The sequence below is a fragment of the Pararobbsia alpina genome, assembly GCF_902859895.1.
GTDB classification, from domain to species: domain Bacteria; phylum Pseudomonadota; class Gammaproteobacteria; order Burkholderiales; family Burkholderiaceae; genus Pararobbsia; species Pararobbsia alpina.
Map to the genome: position 1 here is coordinate 124,798 of NZ_CADIKM010000001.1, position 15,864 is coordinate 140,661.

At 62.7% G+C, this 15,864-nt stretch carries 16 protein-coding genes and 1 other RNA gene; 10 read left to right on the forward strand and 7 right to left on the reverse strand.

The window, feature by feature from the left end:
* Positions 1-11: 11 nt before the first annotated feature.
* Together gspG and HV670_RS30775 are read right to left on the reverse strand one after the other, a co-directional pair.
* Positions 12-452: a type II secretion system major pseudopilin GspG gene (gspG, locus tag HV670_RS00575; RefSeq protein WP_175102686.1), complete on the reverse strand. Its 441-nt coding sequence runs from the start codon at positions 450-452 to the stop codon at positions 12-14.
* Between the two features lie 141 nt (positions 453-593).
* Positions 594-3,059 carry a glycoside hydrolase family 18 protein gene (locus HV670_RS30775; RefSeq protein WP_246256852.1) on the reverse strand — a complete coding sequence of 822 codons (2,466 nt, stop codon included), beginning with the start codon at positions 3,057-3,059 and terminating at the stop codon, positions 594-596.
* Here HV670_RS30775 and HV670_RS00585 point away from each other — a divergent pair.
* The 6 genes from HV670_RS00585 (at position 3,058) to HV670_RS00610 (ending at position 5,565) form a co-directional block, all read left to right on the forward strand.
* Positions 3,058-3,222: a hypothetical protein gene (locus tag HV670_RS00585; protein WP_175102687.1), complete on the forward strand. Its 165-nt coding sequence runs from the start codon at positions 3,058-3,060 to the stop codon at positions 3,220-3,222. The genes HV670_RS30775 and HV670_RS00585 overlap by 2 nt on opposite strands.
* A 182-nt stretch (positions 3,223-3,404) precedes the next feature.
* Entirely contained in the window at positions 3,405-3,734 is a 330-nt protein-coding gene (locus tag HV670_RS00590) for an ATPase (protein ID WP_175102688.1), read from the forward strand.
* Positions 3,731-4,048 carry a cell division protein ZapA gene (locus HV670_RS00595; protein WP_175102689.1) on the forward strand — a complete coding sequence of 106 codons (318 nt, stop codon included), beginning with the start codon at positions 3,731-3,733 and terminating at the stop codon, positions 4,046-4,048. Before HV670_RS00590 ends, HV670_RS00595 begins: the two co-directional genes overlap by 4 nt.
* 60 nt (positions 4,049-4,108) lie before the next feature.
* Positions 4,109-4,288, forward strand: a non-coding RNA gene (gene ssrS / locus HV670_RS00600) — 6S RNA.
* Between the two features lie 52 nt (positions 4,289-4,340).
* Positions 4,341-4,805: an EVE domain-containing protein gene (locus HV670_RS00605; RefSeq protein ID WP_175102690.1), complete on the forward strand. Its 465-nt coding sequence runs from the start codon at positions 4,341-4,343 to the stop codon at positions 4,803-4,805.
* Positions 4,806-4,854: 49 nt separating this feature from the next.
* The gene (locus tag HV670_RS00610) at positions 4,855-5,565 is read left to right on the forward strand and encodes an SIMPL domain-containing protein (RefSeq protein ID WP_175102691.1); all 711 of its coding nucleotides are present in this window, start codon (positions 4,855-4,857) and stop codon (positions 5,563-5,565) included.
* 37 nt (positions 5,566-5,602) lie between these two features.
* Here HV670_RS00610 and lgt read toward each other — a convergent pair whose 3' ends face one another.
* Together lgt and HV670_RS00620 are read right to left on the reverse strand one after the other, a co-directional pair.
* Positions 5,603-6,520: a prolipoprotein diacylglyceryl transferase gene (gene lgt, locus HV670_RS00615; protein WP_175102692.1), complete on the reverse strand. Its 918-nt coding sequence runs from the start codon at positions 6,518-6,520 to the stop codon at positions 5,603-5,605.
* Between the two features lie 29 nt (positions 6,521-6,549).
* On the reverse strand, positions 6,550-7,479 hold the full coding sequence (locus tag HV670_RS00620; protein WP_175102693.1) for a LysR family transcriptional regulator: 930 nt from the start codon (positions 7,477-7,479) through the stop codon (positions 6,550-6,552).
* Between the two features lie 174 nt (positions 7,480-7,653).
* On the opposite strand from HV670_RS00620, the gene ilvD reads away from it, so the two are divergent.
* Together ilvD and HV670_RS00630 are read left to right on the forward strand one after the other, a co-directional pair.
* Positions 7,654-9,327: a dihydroxy-acid dehydratase gene (gene ilvD / locus HV670_RS00625; RefSeq protein ID WP_175102694.1), complete on the forward strand. Its 1,674-nt coding sequence runs from the start codon at positions 7,654-7,656 to the stop codon at positions 9,325-9,327.
* Between the two features lie 329 nt (positions 9,328-9,656).
* Positions 9,657-10,019, forward strand: coding sequence for a c-type cytochrome (locus tag HV670_RS00630; RefSeq protein ID WP_246256854.1), 363 nt, complete (start codon positions 9,657-9,659; stop codon positions 10,017-10,019).
* 7 nt (positions 10,020-10,026) lie between these two features.
* Here HV670_RS00630 and HV670_RS00635 read toward each other — a convergent pair whose 3' ends face one another.
* The 3 genes from HV670_RS00635 to HV670_RS00645 all read right to left on the reverse strand — a co-directional run bounded on the left by HV670_RS00635 (position 10,027) and on the right by HV670_RS00645 (position 13,476).
* Positions 10,027-11,415 (reverse strand): DUF2486 family protein, encoded by a 1,389-nt coding sequence (locus HV670_RS00635; protein WP_175102695.1) that lies wholly within the window; start codon positions 11,413-11,415, stop codon positions 10,027-10,029.
* A 128-nt stretch (positions 11,416-11,543) separates the two neighbouring features.
* On the reverse strand, positions 11,544-11,960 hold the full coding sequence (locus HV670_RS00640; protein WP_175102696.1) for a DNA polymerase III subunit chi: 417 nt from the start codon (positions 11,958-11,960) through the stop codon (positions 11,544-11,546).
* Positions 11,961-11,967: 7 nt separating this feature from the next.
* Positions 11,968-13,476, reverse strand: coding sequence for a leucyl aminopeptidase (locus HV670_RS00645; protein ID WP_175102697.1), 1,509 nt, complete (start codon positions 13,474-13,476; stop codon positions 11,968-11,970).
* 112 nt (positions 13,477-13,588) lie between these two features.
* On the opposite strand from HV670_RS00645, the gene lptF reads away from it, so the two are divergent.
* Together lptF and lptG are read left to right on the forward strand one after the other, a co-directional pair.
* Positions 13,589-14,692: an LPS export ABC transporter permease LptF gene (gene lptF / locus HV670_RS00650; protein ID WP_175102698.1), complete on the forward strand. Its 1,104-nt coding sequence runs from the start codon at positions 13,589-13,591 to the stop codon at positions 14,690-14,692.
* Entirely contained in the window at positions 14,689-15,837 is a 1,149-nt protein-coding gene (lptG, locus tag HV670_RS00655) for an LPS export ABC transporter permease LptG (RefSeq protein ID WP_175102699.1), read from the forward strand. The genes lptF and lptG overlap by 4 nt, the downstream gene beginning before the upstream one ends.
* Positions 15,838-15,864 lie beyond the last annotated feature (27 nt).

The window sequence follows — 15,864 nt, forward strand, 5'->3', positions numbered from 1 at the left end:
GTCCGGATTCCCTACCAGACGATGTCTGCGTTCATGCCCGAGCCGCCCGGTTTGCCATCGGCACCATGCGACATCAGATCGAATTCACGCTCCTGCGTGCCGGGAACCTGGTAGACGTAGTCACGTCCCCAGGGATCGTCGGGCACGGCCTTGTTCAGGTACGGGCCTTGCCACTGTGCATCGGCATCGGCCGGGCGGTTCGTGAGCGCTTCGAGGCCGTGCTCGGCGCTTGGATACTGCCCGACATCCAGACGGTAATGGTCAAGGGCGTCGGCGAGCGACTTCATCTGGCTGCTCGCGGTCTTGATCTTGGCCTTGTCGACCTCGACAAATAGTCTGGGCCCCACATAGCCGGCCAGCATTGCAATGATCAGCAGCACCACAAGCAGTTCCAGCAAGGTGAAGCCGCGCTGCTTGCGGGCGCCAACCGGTCGATTCAGTGAATGACACATAGGGAAATGGCTCTGACGAGCTGTTTTCAACAGTAAGCAAAAAAACCCAGCGAGACGCCGCTGGGCTCAAGTGACGACAACCCTTATTCCACAGGATCGCCACACTGCTTGTTAGGAATATCCTTGCTTCCCGGCAGCAAGCTACTTGCCGGCCGAACCACGGAACGTGCCGAGCACCTTCGTCAGCTCCCCCTTGTCGTCCCCGTCGAGTTCCCAGCCGAACACGCCGGCCAAGCCTTCCTGCTTCGCGAAGTCGACCTTCCATTGAGCGACGGTAGCGTCGTCGTAGGTCCACATCGTCGTGCCGTCATAGCCCCAGCCCGCCTTGACGTTTGCATCGCGGTGGTACGTGCCGCGGTTTTTCACGAGCTTGTAGTCTTCGATACCCGATTCGTACTTGCCCATCGGAATCGAGGTCCGCGTCTGATACAGGCCGTAGTTCGCGCCAGCCGATACGTTCCAGCCTCGACCGTAAAACGGTACACCCAAGGTCAACTTGTTCATGGGCATGCCCAGTTCTTTCAGGCGTTTGACGGCGTCACTCGCGTTGTATTGCTTGAGAGTCGGATTCGATGCGTTCGGCCCCTTGGAGTCGGCGTGAATCGCAGCCTGATGGTTACTCTTCTCGTCCCAGGCGCCGTGGAAGTCGTACGACATGAGATTCGCCCAGTTGAGGTACTTTGAATACTCGGCCGGTTCTGTCATGTCGATCTTGTCAACACCCGCACCCAACGCGACCGTGAGCAGATACGGCGTGCCCGTCGTGCGGCTGAGTTCGTCGAGCTGCTGGCGGAATTCCTTCAACAGCAGCGTGTAATTCTGCTTGTCGTTGGGATCCACCAAGTTGCCCTCGAGACCACCGCCCCCCGGGAATTCCCAGTCGACGTCGATGCCGTCGAACACGCCCTTCGCGACGCCCTGCCCCCCTCCGGCATCCCCTGTGGCTGTGAGGTTGCCCTTGATGTAGGTATCGATACAGGTGCGCGCCAGTTCCTTACGCTTCGCATGCGTATTGGCCGCGTCGGCGAAATGCTTGGACCAGGTCCAGCCACCCAACGAAATCAACGTCCTGATGTTGGGATACTTCGCCTTCAACTCCTTGAGCTGATTGAAGTTGCCCTTCATCGGCATGTTGTATATGTCTGCAACACCGTCGACCGAATGCTGGGCATCCATCGTCTTGCCGTAGTCGGCATAGGCATCACCCCCATCGCCCTTGCCTGTTTCGGCCTTCACGATGCCGCTCTTGCAGCGGTACAGTCCGTCGCCGTCCTTATAGACATTTCCAAAACCGTAGTTGATGAACGTCAGGTTTTTGGCCTGCCCTGTCGTATCGACATCCTTCAGGTAATAGTTGCGGTCATAGATACTCCATGCCGCGAAGTAGCCGCCGACCTGCTTGGCCGTGGGTGCCAGCGTGTCCGGCATTTCGGCAAGCTGGAGGTCGAGCTTGAGGCGAATGTCCTTGACTACGCCACTGTCACCCGGGTTCTGCGTCCCATGCCACGCACGGGCGGCGATCATGACCGGTTCCTTCGTGTAGTAGTGCGCGCCCGTCAGGCCAGGATTGTCAGCTTTATTGAACTCCACAACGAGCGAACTCGGATGCACACCTTCGTTGTATCCGCACTCGGCTGCCCACAGGCGGCCTGAACCATCGAGCGTGCCGGGATCCCGGTACGCACGCAACTTGACCGTTGCCGGCCGGCCTGCCTCGTCAAACGCGGGGACATGCCAGGTAGCGACCGACCCGCACGACCAGGTTCCGACTGTGGGCCCAACTGCCGGGTCATACGGTGTGAAGTACGATCCGAACGCCGTGCTCGTTTCATTGATCGGTACAATGACACGCGAACCCGGTTTGGTCACGGTCAGGTCCACCGCGTGGGTATCGCTTGGCGTGACTTCAACCCCGACCCGCACGGTCTTCAACACAGGATCGAGCCCCGTAACCGGATCGTTGGCGTAGTGCCATGCGTGCGCGTTGACCGTCACCAGATCCGAGGCTTGACTCGTGACGTAACGGACCCCGGCCTTCAGATGCATGTTGTCGCCGCGCTCAAAACTGAGAATCAGCGCGCTTTTTCCCATGCCGTAGCCGCCTACCGTCACGCCGTCGTTCATGGCGTAGAGATAGCCGCTCCTGCCGTCGCTCGTGGCATTCCTCACGGCACGCAGATAGACGGGCTGACGGGTGTTGTCGCTGCCTAGCGCATAAACGGTGAGCATGGCAGGCTGCCCGGAGCCGGACCAGACTGGCGTGGTCGGCCCCAGGGACGCCTGCGATTTGGGCACGAGGAAATACGTCGACGTATCGGTATAGCTCGGCAACGGCACCACACTTGAGCTTTGCGACTCGCTGTTGAACTTCACCGTCACGTCCGCCTCAACAGGTTGCGGCATCGCACCCAGATCAGCCCATACTTCATTGACACCCGGCTCTTCGCCAGGGTTGGCCCACCACTTGTTCGACCAGGTGTGCGCATCGTGAGTGACGCAGACCGGCGGAGTGCCCGGATAGCTGAACTTCGACTCCCAGACCGAAATCGATGGGCAAGCTGCAACGTTCGGATAGGCATCGGCTTGCGCGGCGGATGAGGCACTCATGGCCATCCCGAAAACCACACCGGATATAACGATCGGCAACGGCTTCATCTTGATTCTTTTCACGTTCCATTCCCTGTTGCAGATTCATGAAAACTGGCTGGCCCGTCGCACCTTGCGAGTGGCGAACGAGCAGCGCCAGTATGTGAAGGTTGGTGGGAACTGAAAAACTAGGATTGTTCTCATTCCATGAACGACATCACCCCGCTGAACGGAGGCACTTGGCACATCAGGTTTCCGCGCCGGAACATCGCGGTCTGTGCGCAGAATTCGTAACCACGCGTATCGGAACTCTGACAACGCAAAGATTGGAGTTAGAATGACAAGCCTTATGAGGACGCAGCAGACATGCTTAACGAACTCGACCTTTTGTCACAGAATATCGGCCGCCTGATTGCGATCAGTGGTCAGCATCAACAACGCTTGCTCGATCTCGAGACGCAGCTCGCGCACGCCCACGACGAACGCGACACGCTGCGTGCCGAGGTCGAAGCGCTGCGTGGCGAGCGCGATGCATTGCGCAGCGAACGTGATGCCTTGTCGTCGAAGATCGACGACGCACAGGTGCGCCTGAACGCGATTCTCGAAAAGTTGCCGCATAGCCGCGCCGACGAAAGTCAGCTCGACCTGCTTGCGCCGTCGACGCCTGCGGCCCCCGCCCAAGGAAATGCCGGATGAGCGCAAAACAAATTGAAGTGCAGATTCTCGGCCAGGCCTATCGTCTTTCCTGCGCACCCGAAGCCGAGGCTTCGCTGCGCGAGGCGGTCGCCCGCGTCGATGCCGAGATGACCAAGGCGCGCGACAGCAGTGCGGTGCGCGGGACCGACCGCGTTGCTGTGCTTGCGGCACTCTCGTTGGCGTCGGAATTGCTTAAGCTGCAAAAGAGTGTGCGGCACGGAGAAGCATTTCCGGTCGAGGAAATACGGCGTACAATGAGCCACATGAACCAGCAGCTAGATGCAGCGATTGGTCAGTTGAACGTGCAGCCGTAGTTAGGTTGCGCGGGCTCGCCGACCGCTTCGCTTCTCGATGTAGGTTTCACAAGTTTCAAAGCTTCCCTGCCTGGTTCGCCAAGGCCATAAATTCCTTGAACCAATGCCATGTGCAAGGTTGTGGAAATTGGAGCGCGGGCGTGCGCGTCACTCTGTCTGATGAGCCCAACGTGCTTCTGACTACGACCGTCTTGAACTCCCGGTTCAGGATGCCGGCCTAGCGGCCAAGGTGGGGACCTACTCGAACGGCGTTGGCTTCTGGCCAGCGCCGTTTTTCTTTGGGCGATCGGACATGCATTACTGGCTGATGAAATCCGAACCCGACGAGGCCAGCATCGACGACCTTGCCGGGGCTCCGGGACAAACCCTGCCGTGGACCGGCGTGCGCAACTATCAGGCGCGCAATTTCATGCGCGACCTGATGAAGGTCGGCGACGGCGTGCTCTTCTATCACTCGAGTTGCGCGGTGCCTGGCATCGCCGGTATTGCGCGCGTCGCGTCGACGCCCTATCCGGATCCGACGCAGTTCGACGTACAGAGCGTTTACTACGATCCGAAAGCGCGCGAAGAAGAGCCGCGCTGGATGCTCGTCGACGTCAGTTTCGTACGCAAGACACCGCTGATCACATTGCCGATGCTACGTGACGAACCACGGCTTGCCGACATGCGCGTGCTCGCGAAGGGGAATCGATTGTCGATTACGCCCGTTACCGCGGACGAGTGGCGCGTGATTACGAAAGACCTCGCGAAAGGCTGACGTCGGACACGTCACCTCCAATCCTGTTCCTGTCTCCCGGAGCTTGAGCATGACCCTTCATCAATCGCTTGCAGGACTTGTCGTGGGCACGGTGTTCGCGTTCGGCGCCTGTCACGCTTCGGCGCAGACCGTCCCACCACCCGCCGGCGTGCTGAATCTCGACGCCAGCGCGAGTCTCGACGTTCCGCAGGATGTCGTCCATGTCACCCTCTCGTATGAACAACAGGCGGATGATCCGGCGACGCTCGCCGGCGCACTGAACGAGCGGACCGAAAAGGTGCTGCTCGCGGCAAAACGCCAGAGCGGTGTGACGGCGCAGACAGGGGCCTTGTCCGTCTATCCTTCGACCGACCGCGACGGGCATATCAGCGGATGGCGCGGACGCAGCGAAGTCCGGCTCGACTCGCACGATTTCGCGGCGGTCTCGAAGCTCGCGGGCAGCCTGTCATCGCAGATGCAGATCTCGAACGTGACGTTCTCGCTGTCACCCGAATCGCGTGATGCGGCGCAGAAGAAGTTGAGCGGCGAAGCGATTGCCGAGTTCCGCCAGAAAGCCGCGGACGCATCGGCCGCCTTCGGCTTCGGTGGCTTCACGATTCGCGAAGTCAGCGTATCGGCCGGCGAAAGCAGCCCGCCGCGTCCGATGATGATGGCGCGCATGTCCGCCCAGGGCGCCCCGAAGATGGCCGACGTGCCCCTCGAAGCCGGCGACTCGACCGTCACGGTCCACGTCAACGGCTCGGTGCAGATGACGCATTGACGCAATGAGACGGCCGGGCCAGCGGCCCGGCGTCACATCAGCGGTTCGGTGCGGACGATGACGTCGCAGCGAGTGGCGAGCGCGCAGCTCGCCGGTATGAATGGATCAGCAGCCAGATCCCGGCGATGATCATCGGCAACGAGAGCCACTGCCCCATCGACAGGCCAAACGTGAGCAGGCCCAGAAAGTCATCGGGCTCGCGGGCGAATTCGACGATGAAGCGCGCGAGACCATAGCCGATCAGGAAGACGGCCGATATCGCGGCGACCGGCCGCGGCTTCTTCGCGAAGAACCACAACACGAAAAACAGGGCGATCCCCTCGAGCGCAATCTCATAGAGTTCGGAAGGATGGCGCGGCAGCAACTGATAACGCAGGAACACGTCCTGCAGATGCCATGCGTTCACCTCGGCGGGATGCGCGAGCAGCCATGCCCGGTCGTCCCGAGCCGCGCCCGGGAACAGCATTGCCCAGGGCGCGTCGGGGCGCGTGACCCGGCCCCAGAGTTCGCCGTTGATGAAGTTGCCGAAGCGCCCGCACGCGAGGCCCGCCGGCACCATCGGGGCGATGAAGTCGGTCACCTGCATCCAGGTCCGCCCGCGCTGCCGCGCGAACAGCATCATCGCGAGAATCACGCCGAGAAAGCCGCCATGAAACGACATGCCGCCTTCCCAGACCTTGAACACGTCGAGCGGATGCGCGAAATACCAGTCGGCCTTATAGAACAGCACATAGCCGAGCCGGCCGCCCAGGATCACGCCGATCACCCCGAAGAACAGCAGGTCGTCGATGTCCTTGCTGGTCCACCCCTGCGCGGCGACATGCGGCAGGCGCAAACGCAGCCGGCCGACGACGATCGCAAGAATGAAGGCGAGCAGGTACATGAGCCCGTACCAGCGGATCGCAAGCGGACCCAGATGAATCGCGACGGGATCGAATTGGGGATGAATCAGCATCGTTAGGCGAGGTCCGGGATCAGGATCAATCAGATTAACAAAGGGGCCGGCACGCGATCGTCCGGCGGCTGCCAGCCGCGTGCGACTTCGACAAAGCCACCCAGCACAGGGCTCACGTCGTCGCTGCGCCAGAGCAGACCGGTTTCGACGAGCGGCTCCGCATCACGCAGCGGCCGGTAGACAACCCCTGTGCGGCGCAGGTTACACAAGGAGCGCGGCACCAGTGCGACACCCATGCCCGCCGAGACGAGGCTTACGATTGTCTGCATCTGGATCGCTTCCTGGCCGATCCTGGGCGTGAGCCCGGCCCGCGCATAGCAATCCATAATGATGTCATAAAAGGCGGGCGCCAGACGCCGAGGAAACACCACGAGCGGCAAATCGGCGAGCGCCGCGAGCGGGACCTCGCCGCCGAGCTGCCGCGCCGTGTCGTCCGACATCGCGACGATCAGGGGTTCACGCATGAGCGGCAGGTAGCTGAGCTGCCCCGCATAGCGCGGCGGCACGGGCGGAATCATCAAGCCCGCGTCGATGCGCCCCGCGATGAGCTCCTCGACCTGGATATCGCTCGTCGATTCGACCAGTTGGAGTCGTACGCCCGGATAGCGCTCGGTGAACGCACGCATCAGCTGAGGCAGCAGGCCATAGTCGGCGGTCGACACAAAGGCCAGCGACAGCTCGCCGGCCTCGCCACGCGCCAGGGACTGCGCCAGGGCAGGCAGACTGTCGGCCAATGTGAGCAGGCGACGCACTTCGGGGAGCAGATCGCGTCCGACCGGTGTGAGCTCGACACTGCGTCGCGTGCGCGCAAAGAGCGCTGCGCCGAGCGTCTCTTCGAGCGCCATGATCTGCTGCGAGAGGGGCGGCTGCGTCATGGCCAGCCGGCTCGCCGCCCGCCCGAAATGGCGTTCCTCGGCGACGGCGACGAAATAGCGAAGCTGGCGCAAATCAAGTCCCATCGGTGCGTTCCTATTGAGATGTTTCACGACCTAATACATGCAGAATAATATATTTGACACTCAATTCGTGAAAGGCCATCCTGCGCACTCACGAACCCAGTACGAATCACCGTGACCCGCCCGGTTTCCAGTCGAGGCGGGCACCCCTCACCCGAGATCACCGGAGAGTTCCCCATGCCGTTCAATCGCCGCTCGAGCAATATCACCCAGGGTGTCGCGCGCGCGCCCAACCGCTCGATGTACTACGCGCTCGGCTATAAGAAAGACGATTTCGATAATCCGATGATCGGTATCGCCAACGGTCATTCGACGATCACGCCGTGCAACGCGGGCCTGCAGCGGCTGACCGACGCAGCCGTCAACGCGATCAAGGAATCGAAGGCGAACCCGCAGACCTTCGGCACGCCGACGATTTCGGACGGCATGTCGATGGGCACCGAGGGCATGAAGTATTCGCTCGTCTCGCGCGAAGTGATCGCCGACTGTATCGAAACCGCGGTACAAGGCCAATGGATGGACGGCGTCGTCGTGATCGGCGGCTGCGACAAGAATATGCCGGGCGGCATGATGGCCATCGCGCGCACCAACGTGCCGGCCATTTATGTTTACGGCGGCACGATCCGCCCGGGCAACTGGAAGGGCAAGGACCTGACGATCGTCTCGTCGTTCGAGGCAGTCGGTGAATTCACGGCCGGCCGGATGAGCCAGGAAGATTTCGACGGCGTCGAGCGCAACGCCTGCCCGTCGACGGGCTCGTGCGGCGGGATGTACACGGCCAACACGATGAGCTCCTCGTTCGAGGCACTCGGCATGTCGCTGCTGTACTCCTCGACCATGGCGAACCCCGACGACGAGAAGGTCGATTCGGCGGCCGAGTCGGCCCGCGTCCTGGTCGAAGCCGTCAAGCGGGACCTCAAGCCCCGCGACATCATCACGAGGAAGTCGATCGAAAACGCGGTCGCGCTGATCATGGCGACCGGCGGCTCGACCAATGCGGTGCTCCACTATCTCGCGATTGCGCATGCGGCCGAAGTCGACTGGACCATCGACGATTTCGAACGCATGCGTCGGCGCGTGCCGGTGATCTGCAATCTAAAGCCGTCGGGCCAGTATGTCGCGACCGATCTTCACAAGGCCGGCGGCATCCCGCAGGTGTTGAAGCTCCTGCTCAACGCGGGCCTGCTCCATGGCGACTGCATCACGATCACCGGCAAGACGATCGCCGAGGAACTCGCCAGCGTGCCCGACGTGCCGCGCGCCGACCAGCAGGTCATTTTCCCGATCGAGAAGGCGCTCTACAAGGAAGGCCACCTCGCGATCCTCAAGGGCAACCTCGCACCGGACGGCGCGGTCGCGAAGATCACCGGCCTCAAGAACCCGGTGATCACGGGCCCCGCGCGCGTGTTCGAAGACGAGCAAAGCGCCATGACTGCGATCCTCGGTGACAAGATCAATCCGGGCGATGTGCTGGTGCTGCGCTACCTCGGTCCGAAGGGCGGCCCCGGCATGCCCGAAATGCTTGCGCCGACGGGTGCGCTGATCGGCAAGGGGCTCGGCGAATCGGTCGGCCTGATCACGGACGGCCGGTTCTCCGGCGGCACCTGGGGCATGGTGGTCGGGCACGTGGCGCCCGAAGCCTATGTGGGCGGTTTGATCGGGCTGGTTCAAGAAGGCGATTCGATCACGATCGACGCGCATGAGCTCAAACTCGAACTCAACGTCGACGCGGCCGAGCTCGAGCGCCGCCGTGCTGCATGGAAGCAGCCGGCCCCGCGATATACGCGCGGCGTGCTCGCGAAGTTCGCGGCATTGGCCTTGCCGGCCAATCGTGGCGCGGTGAGCGGCTAAGGTCGGTGGTTGAGCTTGCTTAAGCCTGAGCAGGCTAGTTGGGCTGGTCAGGCTGGTCAGGCTCGAAAAAATCAGGAAGGCCGGTGGCGGACAAGTTCCGTCACCGGCCTTTTTGCTTCGGCGTCGTCCGCATGTGCCTGCGTACGAATCTGCATGCGGGCCTGCCCATGAGAACGACGGCGAACGGCAATTGCCGGGCCCTATAATGCTTGCGGATACATCGTGCGCCGTGTCCGCGTGATCCGGTCAGACCGCCGGAAACGCATCGGAAGTTCGCTTCGCATCGAGAAGGCGCACATCGGCGAAGAAAGCGCGCTCAAGGGATACCCATGCAAGCCGCCATACCTACGTTGCCGTTGCGCAGACGATCCAGGCTGAGGCTGGCAGTTGCCTGGACCATGCTGGCCCTGCCCGTGGGCGGCGTGCTCGCCCAGTCGAACGATGCGCAGATGCTGGCGCGCAAGCTCAACTGCATGAGTTGCCACGCGATCGACCGGCCCCTGCTCGGCCCCTCATTCGCCGACATCGCCGGCCGCTACAACGGCAACCCCGAGGCGCGCGACTACCTGGAGCAGAAGATCCGCGCAGGCGGAGTCGGTGTGTGGGGATCGGCGCCGATGCCCGCCAACACACAAGTGGACACGCAACAGGCCTATCTGCTGGTCGACTGGATCCTGCAAACGAAACACTAAGGGGCGTTCAGCGCGGCGGCAGTCGCTTTTGCAGCGCCTCGTTCAAGGCGTCCTGAACCCACTGGCCGATTTCGCGCTCGAGTGTCGCGGCGATCTCGCGCGTAATCCTGTGCGCGAGCCAGACAGCCTGCTCCTGGCACCGCGATTCGATCAGCGCATGTCCCTCACTGGCCAGGTAGCGCAACGCGCGCGCGCGTACGTCAGCGGCGACATGGTCGATCTCCGTCTGAGCCGGCACGATGGCAAGCGGCGACAGGTATTCGGGTTGCGGTTGATTGAGTTCCGCCGCAACCGGTTCCGGCTGCGACAGCATCGCCGCCAGGTGATCCGCGTCCTCCGCGCTCATCGCCGGTGCGCTGAACTCCGCCTCGGGCTGCACGACTTCCGCTTGAAGGGCTTCCGGTTGAAGGGCTTCCGGTTGAGCGACTTCGGGATCAACGGCTTCCGGTTGAACCGCTTCCGGCTCAGCGACTTCAGCCTGTGTGACTTCGGCTTGTGCAGCCTCGGGCAACGGCTCCGTGGCAATCGGCTCGAATGGCACGGGGTAAGCGGAGACGGTGTCGGCATCCGACGACTCGGGCGCGATCACGGCGCGCAAGGGTGTCGGATCATGGGCGAACGCCTCGGTCTCGGGGCTTTCCTGCACCGGCACTTCGGGCTCGCCCGAGCCGAACGGCAGCGGCACCTTGTCCATCGGCCAGGACGGCGGCAGCGCGGAGTCGCCGACGTCGATCGGAGTCGGCGCCGGTTCGCCGGGAAACTCACCGTAAGCGCGGAATGGTAACTCCGAGTCCAACAGATTCGCTTCGATCGACGAGGCCAACGCGCTGAGGTCGATCGGCGAGTGGGTCGAAACCGGCGGCTCGGTCCTTGCCTCATGCCACTCCGGCGGGGCGTGCCGTTCGACGGGCGCGGCCTCATCGACCGAGACATCCGGCAGCGGCGGCACGTCATCCAGTTCGAATGCGAACGGCTTGGCCGACAGATTTGTCGCTTGGGCTTCCGCCCGAGCACCTGCCTGGGCCTCGTCCTCCACGACCGCTTCGTCAAAATCCGCGATCACATCAGTCAGCATCGGGATCGGCGCGCCACGAGTCTCGTCATACGAGAGACCGGTGACCGGGTTGTGATCGCTGAGCACTTCCGTGAGCAAGGGAATTGTCAAACCCGAATCGGCCGGTGGCGGCGAGTGCTGCGCGCGTGCCGAGTCGCCCGGCACGAGCACGTCGTTGAGCATCGGTATGGCGGCAAGCGGCTCGCCATGGACTTCGCGCGCCAGCGCATCGGTCCACGCATGATCCATGGGCCGGCGCGGAACCGCGGGATCGGCCTTGGCCGGATCGCCTGGCTCGAGTATGTCGGCCAGCACGGGAATCGATAGATCGTCGTCTCTCAATTGAGGCACTCCGTCAGACGTCGGCCCATCCGCCCGATCCAGAAATTCTCCGGCAGGGACAATCGGTTATCGCGCATCGTGCGGTTCACAGCGGCCCCACACATGGGTGACAGTCCATGAGGCCCGGCCTATGCGTCCTGTTTATGGTTGGCGAGAGGATAACCCCGATCGCGATAAAAGCGATAGCGCTCGCGGCCGGCCTGTAGTTCTTGCGCGTCAGTCCCGACGAGCTCCAGCAGGCGTTCGAAGCTCGCAAAACTGGCAGGCAATGCCTGCCCGAGGTTCATCAACACCTGATGGTGAGGTGCGCCGTCGAGCGATGCACACAACACGACTGGCGTCTGCGCGGCGAGCGCGCTATCGGCCATGCAGTGCGGCACGAACTCGAGCGCCGCGAAGGTCCACAGGCGTTCGTCGAACGCCTTCAGGACCGCCGGCTCACCGAGCACGACGAGCGGCTGCCCCGCCAGATAGGCCTTGCGCGCGAGCCGGCAGGCGTAGCCGAGCTTGTCGGCCACGTTGGTGTGGAAATCGACGCGCGTCACCGCTCGCTCAACCTGCGCGATCGATCAGGAACTGCGAGAGCAGCGGCACCGGCCGGCCGGTCGCGCCCTTGGCCGAACCACTTTTCCAGGCCGTCCCCGCGATATCGAGGTGAGCCCACGGATAGGCCTCGGTAAAGCGCGACAGGAAGCAGGCGGCCGTCACCGAGCCCGCGCCCGGCGTGCCGATATTGGCGACGTCGGCGAAGTTCGACTTCAGCTGTTCCTGATACTCATCGTCGAGCGGCAAGCGCCATGCGGGGTCGCCGGCCTTCTTCGCAGCCGCGAGTAGTTCGTCGGCGAGCGCGTCGTCCTTCGAGAAGAGTCCGCTGTTGTGATGCCCCAGCGCGACGATGCAGGCACCGGTCAGCGTGGCCACGTCGACCACGGCCGCGGGCTTGAAGCGTTCCGCATAAGTCAGCGCGTCGCAGAGGATCAGGCGGCCTTCGGCGTCGGTGTTCAGCACTTCGATGGTCTGCCCCGACATGCTCGTGACGATATCGCCCGGTTTCACCGCATTGCCGGCCGGCATGTTCTCGCAGGTCGGAATCACCGCCACCACATTGAGCTTGAGCCCCATCTCGGCGACCGCCGACATCGTGCCGAGCACCGAACCGGCGCCGCACATGTCGTACTTCATCTCGTCCATGGCCGCGCCGGGCTTGAGCGAGATGCCGCCCGTGTCGAACGTGATGCCCTTGCCGACCAGCACGACGGGTGCCTGCTTCGCGGCGGCGCCCTGGTAATGAAGCACGATAAATTGGGGCGGCTCGGACGAACCTTTCGCAACGGACAGGAACGAGCCCATCTTGAGCGCTTCGATCTGTTTCTGACCGAGCACTTCGACCTTGAGCTTGTACTCTTTTGCCAGCTTCTTCGCGGCATGGCCCAGGTAGGTCGGCGTGCAGATGTTCGGCGGCAGGTTGCCGAGATCGCGCGTGAGGTCGCTGCCGTTGGCGATCGCGATGGCCTGCCTGAGCGCGACCTTGGCGGCCTTCTCGTCGGCCGGATCGACCACCAGCGTGACCTTCTTCAGCGTGCGTTCATCCGGTTCGGGCTTGCTCTTCGTCTCGGTGAAGCGGTAGGCGAGATCGCGCGCAACCGTCACGGTGACGCGCGTCGCCCAGTCGGCGCCGTAGCCCTTGACCGGCGTCTGCGCGAGCAGCCACGTCACCTGGGCTGCACGGGTCGTCGCGAGCGCGCGCCAGGCGGCGCGTGTGGCGTCGGTGAAGCTTTTCGCCTCGAACTTGTCCTGCTTGCCCAGGCCGACGAGCAGCACGCGCGCGGCGCCGATGCCCTCGACCTCGTGCAGGAGGAACGTGCTGCCGCTCTTGCCCGTCATGTCGCCGCTCTTGATGAGCCGGGCCACGAGACCCTTGCTCAGCACGTCGAGCTGGCGCCCGGCTCCCGACAGGGTCTGGCCTTCGAATATCCCGATGACGACGCAATCGGATTTGGCAGCCAGCAAGGACGGCACGCCCGCCTTGCTCCAGTCGAAAGCTTTTATGCTAAAGTCCATCGCTCTTGTCCTTGGATATATTCACAGCCCGTTTCCTCTTCGGGCAAGCGCCGATTATCCGCTATTTTTATTCCGGCGGCGCCCTCTGCCGGACGCCCGAATCCTCCCGGACATGATTTTCGAACGATCTCTACAACGAGAACTCGCGTACACCGCTGGCGCAGTATTCCTCGTTTTGCTGACCATCATGCTGTCGACGATGTTGATCCGCATCGTGGGCTTCGCCGCCTCAGGCGAGATCGACCCGCGCGATGTGCTCGTCTTGATCGGCCTGACCGTGGTCGGCTACCTGGCGGTGATGCTCGTCGTCACGATGTTCGTGTCGATCCTGTTCGTGCTCACGCGCTGGTACCGCGACTCGGAAATGGTCGTCTGGTTCGCGTCGGGCGTCAGCCATACGCGCCTGATCAAGCCGATCGCGAAGTTCTCGGCCCCGCTGATCGTACTGATCGTCTTCTTCGCCTTTGTCGGCTGGCCTTGGTCGAACGAGCAGAGCAAGCTCGTGCGCGAGCGTTTTGCGCAGCGCGACGAGGTTTCGCTGCTCGCACCCGGCCAGTTCCGCGAGTCGCCCACGAGCCATCGGGTGTTTTTCATCGAGAAGATGTCGCCCGATTCGCGCCGTGTCAGGAACGTGTTCGTGACCGGCACCGAGAACGGCAAGATCAATGTCGTGGTGTCGGCCGAGGGACAGATCGAGACCCAGCCCAACGGCGACCGCTTCGTCGTGCTCGAGAACGGGCGCCGCTACGACGGCGTGCCCGGCCAGCCCGATTACCGGATTATGGAATTCAAGCGCTACGGCGTGCGCATCGAAAGCCATGACATCATCGATACGCCAAGTTCGCGCGACCTTTACACAGGGGAGCTGATCGCCTCGCCGACCCCCGCGAACCTCGCGGAACTCGCCTGGCGCATCGGCCTGCCCCTGCTCGCGATCAACCTGATGCTGCTCGCGATCCCGCTCGCACACCAGTCGCCGCGCCGCAGCCGGACGACCAATCTCGTGATGGCTGTCCTCATCTACCTGACCTATTCGAACTTTCTGAACCTCGTGCAATCGTGGATCGAGCAGGGCCGCGTTCCATTCGTGGTCGGCCTCGTGGCGTTGCATGTCGTCGTGTCGGTCATCGTTGTCGTGCTGTTCAAGATCCGTGCACGCAACCGGCCGCTGTTCCCCCGCCTGCGCGCCAAGTTCACGCCCCGGGCCGCGCAATGAGGATCTACGAGCGTTACTTCGCGCGGCAGATCTACCTGACCTTCCTGTTCGTCCTGTTCGCGTTTTCGGGCTTGTTTTTCTTCTTCGACCTGATCAGCGAACTCGACGCGGTCGGCAAGGGGTCGTATGGATTCGGCTTTGCGGTGATCCGCGTCGCACTGCTGACCCCCTCGCGCTTTTACGAAATCATTCCGGTCGCCGCGCTGATCAGCGCGATCTATGTGTTCGCGACGATGGCCGCGAATTCGGAGTTCACGATCTTCCGCGTCTCGGGCCTCTCGACAGGACGGGCGCTCGGTTCGCTGATGAAGATCGGCATTCCGATGCTGTTCGTGACCTATCTGATCGGTGAGGTGGTCGGCCCCTATGCCGACCAGTTGTCGGAGCGTGTGCGGCTCGAGGCGCTCGGCTCCTCCGTGTCGTCGAACTTCGAGTCCGGCGTCTGGGTCAAGGACACGCTGACCAATGACGGCGAGGGGCGCCCGGTCACGCGTTTCGTCAATGTCGGCGAACTGCTGCCCGATACGACCATTACCAAGGTGCGGATCTACGAATTCGACTCGCAGTTCCGGCTCTCCGATGTTCGAACCGCCGAGCGTGGGCGTTTCCGGGGGCCCGATCACTGGGCGCTCGACGATGTCACCGAGACCAAGTTCCAGAACGTCGTACCGAATCCGTCCGATCCGAAAGACGCGCTCAATCCGGTCTACCGCTCGACGCTCATCCATCTGCCGCACTACCTGATGCGTTCGCAGCTCACGCCGCAGATCCTGTCAGTGCTGCTCGTGTCGCCGGACCGGATGTCGATCGTCAATCTGTACTCGTATATCCAGCATTTGCAGGAGAACCATCAGGACACGCAGCGCTATGAGGTCGCCCTCTGGAACAAGTTGCTCTATCCGTTCGCGATCCTCGTGATGCTGGTGCTCTCGCTGCCGTTCGCCTACCTGCATACGCGCGCGGGCGTGGTCGGCATCAAGGTGTTCGGGGGGATCATGCTCGGCATGAGCTTCCAGCTCGTCAACACACTGTTCTCGCACGTCGGTACCTTGAATACCTGGCCACCCGTGGCGACCGCAGCGGTCCCGAGCCTGCTTTATCTTGTGGTGGGGCTGATCGGCTTGCTCTGGGTAAATAGAAACTGAGCAGGCACTGAGTCAGCGCTGATCCTG

What these genes read in the sequence shown, in the direction of transcription:
- gspG (WP_175102686.1), bottom strand. Translation starts at nt 452, where the DNA reads ATGTGTCATTCACTGAATCGACCGGTTGGCGCCCGCAAGCAGCGCGGC.
- HV670_RS00585 (WP_175102687.1), top strand. Translation starts at nt 3,058, where the DNA reads ATGGCCATCCCGAAAACCACACCGGATATAACGATCGGCAACGGCTTC.
- HV670_RS30775 (WP_246256852.1), bottom strand. Translation starts at nt 3,059, where the DNA reads ATGAGTGCCTCATCCGCCGCGCAAGCCGATGCCTATCCGAACGTTGCA.
- HV670_RS00590 (WP_175102688.1), top strand. Translation starts at nt 3,405, where the DNA reads ATGCTTAACGAACTCGACCTTTTGTCACAGAATATCGGCCGCCTGATT.
- HV670_RS00595 (WP_175102689.1), top strand. Translation starts at nt 3,731, where the DNA reads ATGAGCGCAAAACAAATTGAAGTGCAGATTCTCGGCCAGGCCTATCGT.
- HV670_RS00605 (WP_175102690.1), top strand. Translation starts at nt 4,341, where the DNA reads ATGCATTACTGGCTGATGAAATCCGAACCCGACGAGGCCAGCATCGAC.
- HV670_RS00610 (WP_175102691.1), top strand. Translation starts at nt 4,855, where the DNA reads ATGACCCTTCATCAATCGCTTGCAGGACTTGTCGTGGGCACGGTGTTC.
- lgt (WP_175102692.1), bottom strand. Translation starts at nt 6,520, where the DNA reads ATGCTGATTCATCCCCAATTCGATCCCGTCGCGATTCATCTGGGTCCG.
- HV670_RS00620 (WP_175102693.1), bottom strand. Translation starts at nt 7,479, where the DNA reads ATGGGACTTGATTTGCGCCAGCTTCGCTATTTCGTCGCCGTCGCCGAG.
- ilvD (WP_175102694.1), top strand. Translation starts at nt 7,654, where the DNA reads ATGCCGTTCAATCGCCGCTCGAGCAATATCACCCAGGGTGTCGCGCGC.
- HV670_RS00630 (WP_246256854.1), top strand. Translation starts at nt 9,657, where the DNA reads ATGCAAGCCGCCATACCTACGTTGCCGTTGCGCAGACGATCCAGGCTG.
- HV670_RS00645 (WP_175102697.1), bottom strand. Translation starts at nt 13,476, where the DNA reads ATGGACTTTAGCATAAAAGCTTTCGACTGGAGCAAGGCGGGCGTGCCG.
- lptF (WP_175102698.1), top strand. Translation starts at nt 13,589, where the DNA reads ATGATTTTCGAACGATCTCTACAACGAGAACTCGCGTACACCGCTGGC.
- lptG (WP_175102699.1), top strand. Translation starts at nt 14,689, where the DNA reads ATGAGGATCTACGAGCGTTACTTCGCGCGGCAGATCTACCTGACCTTC.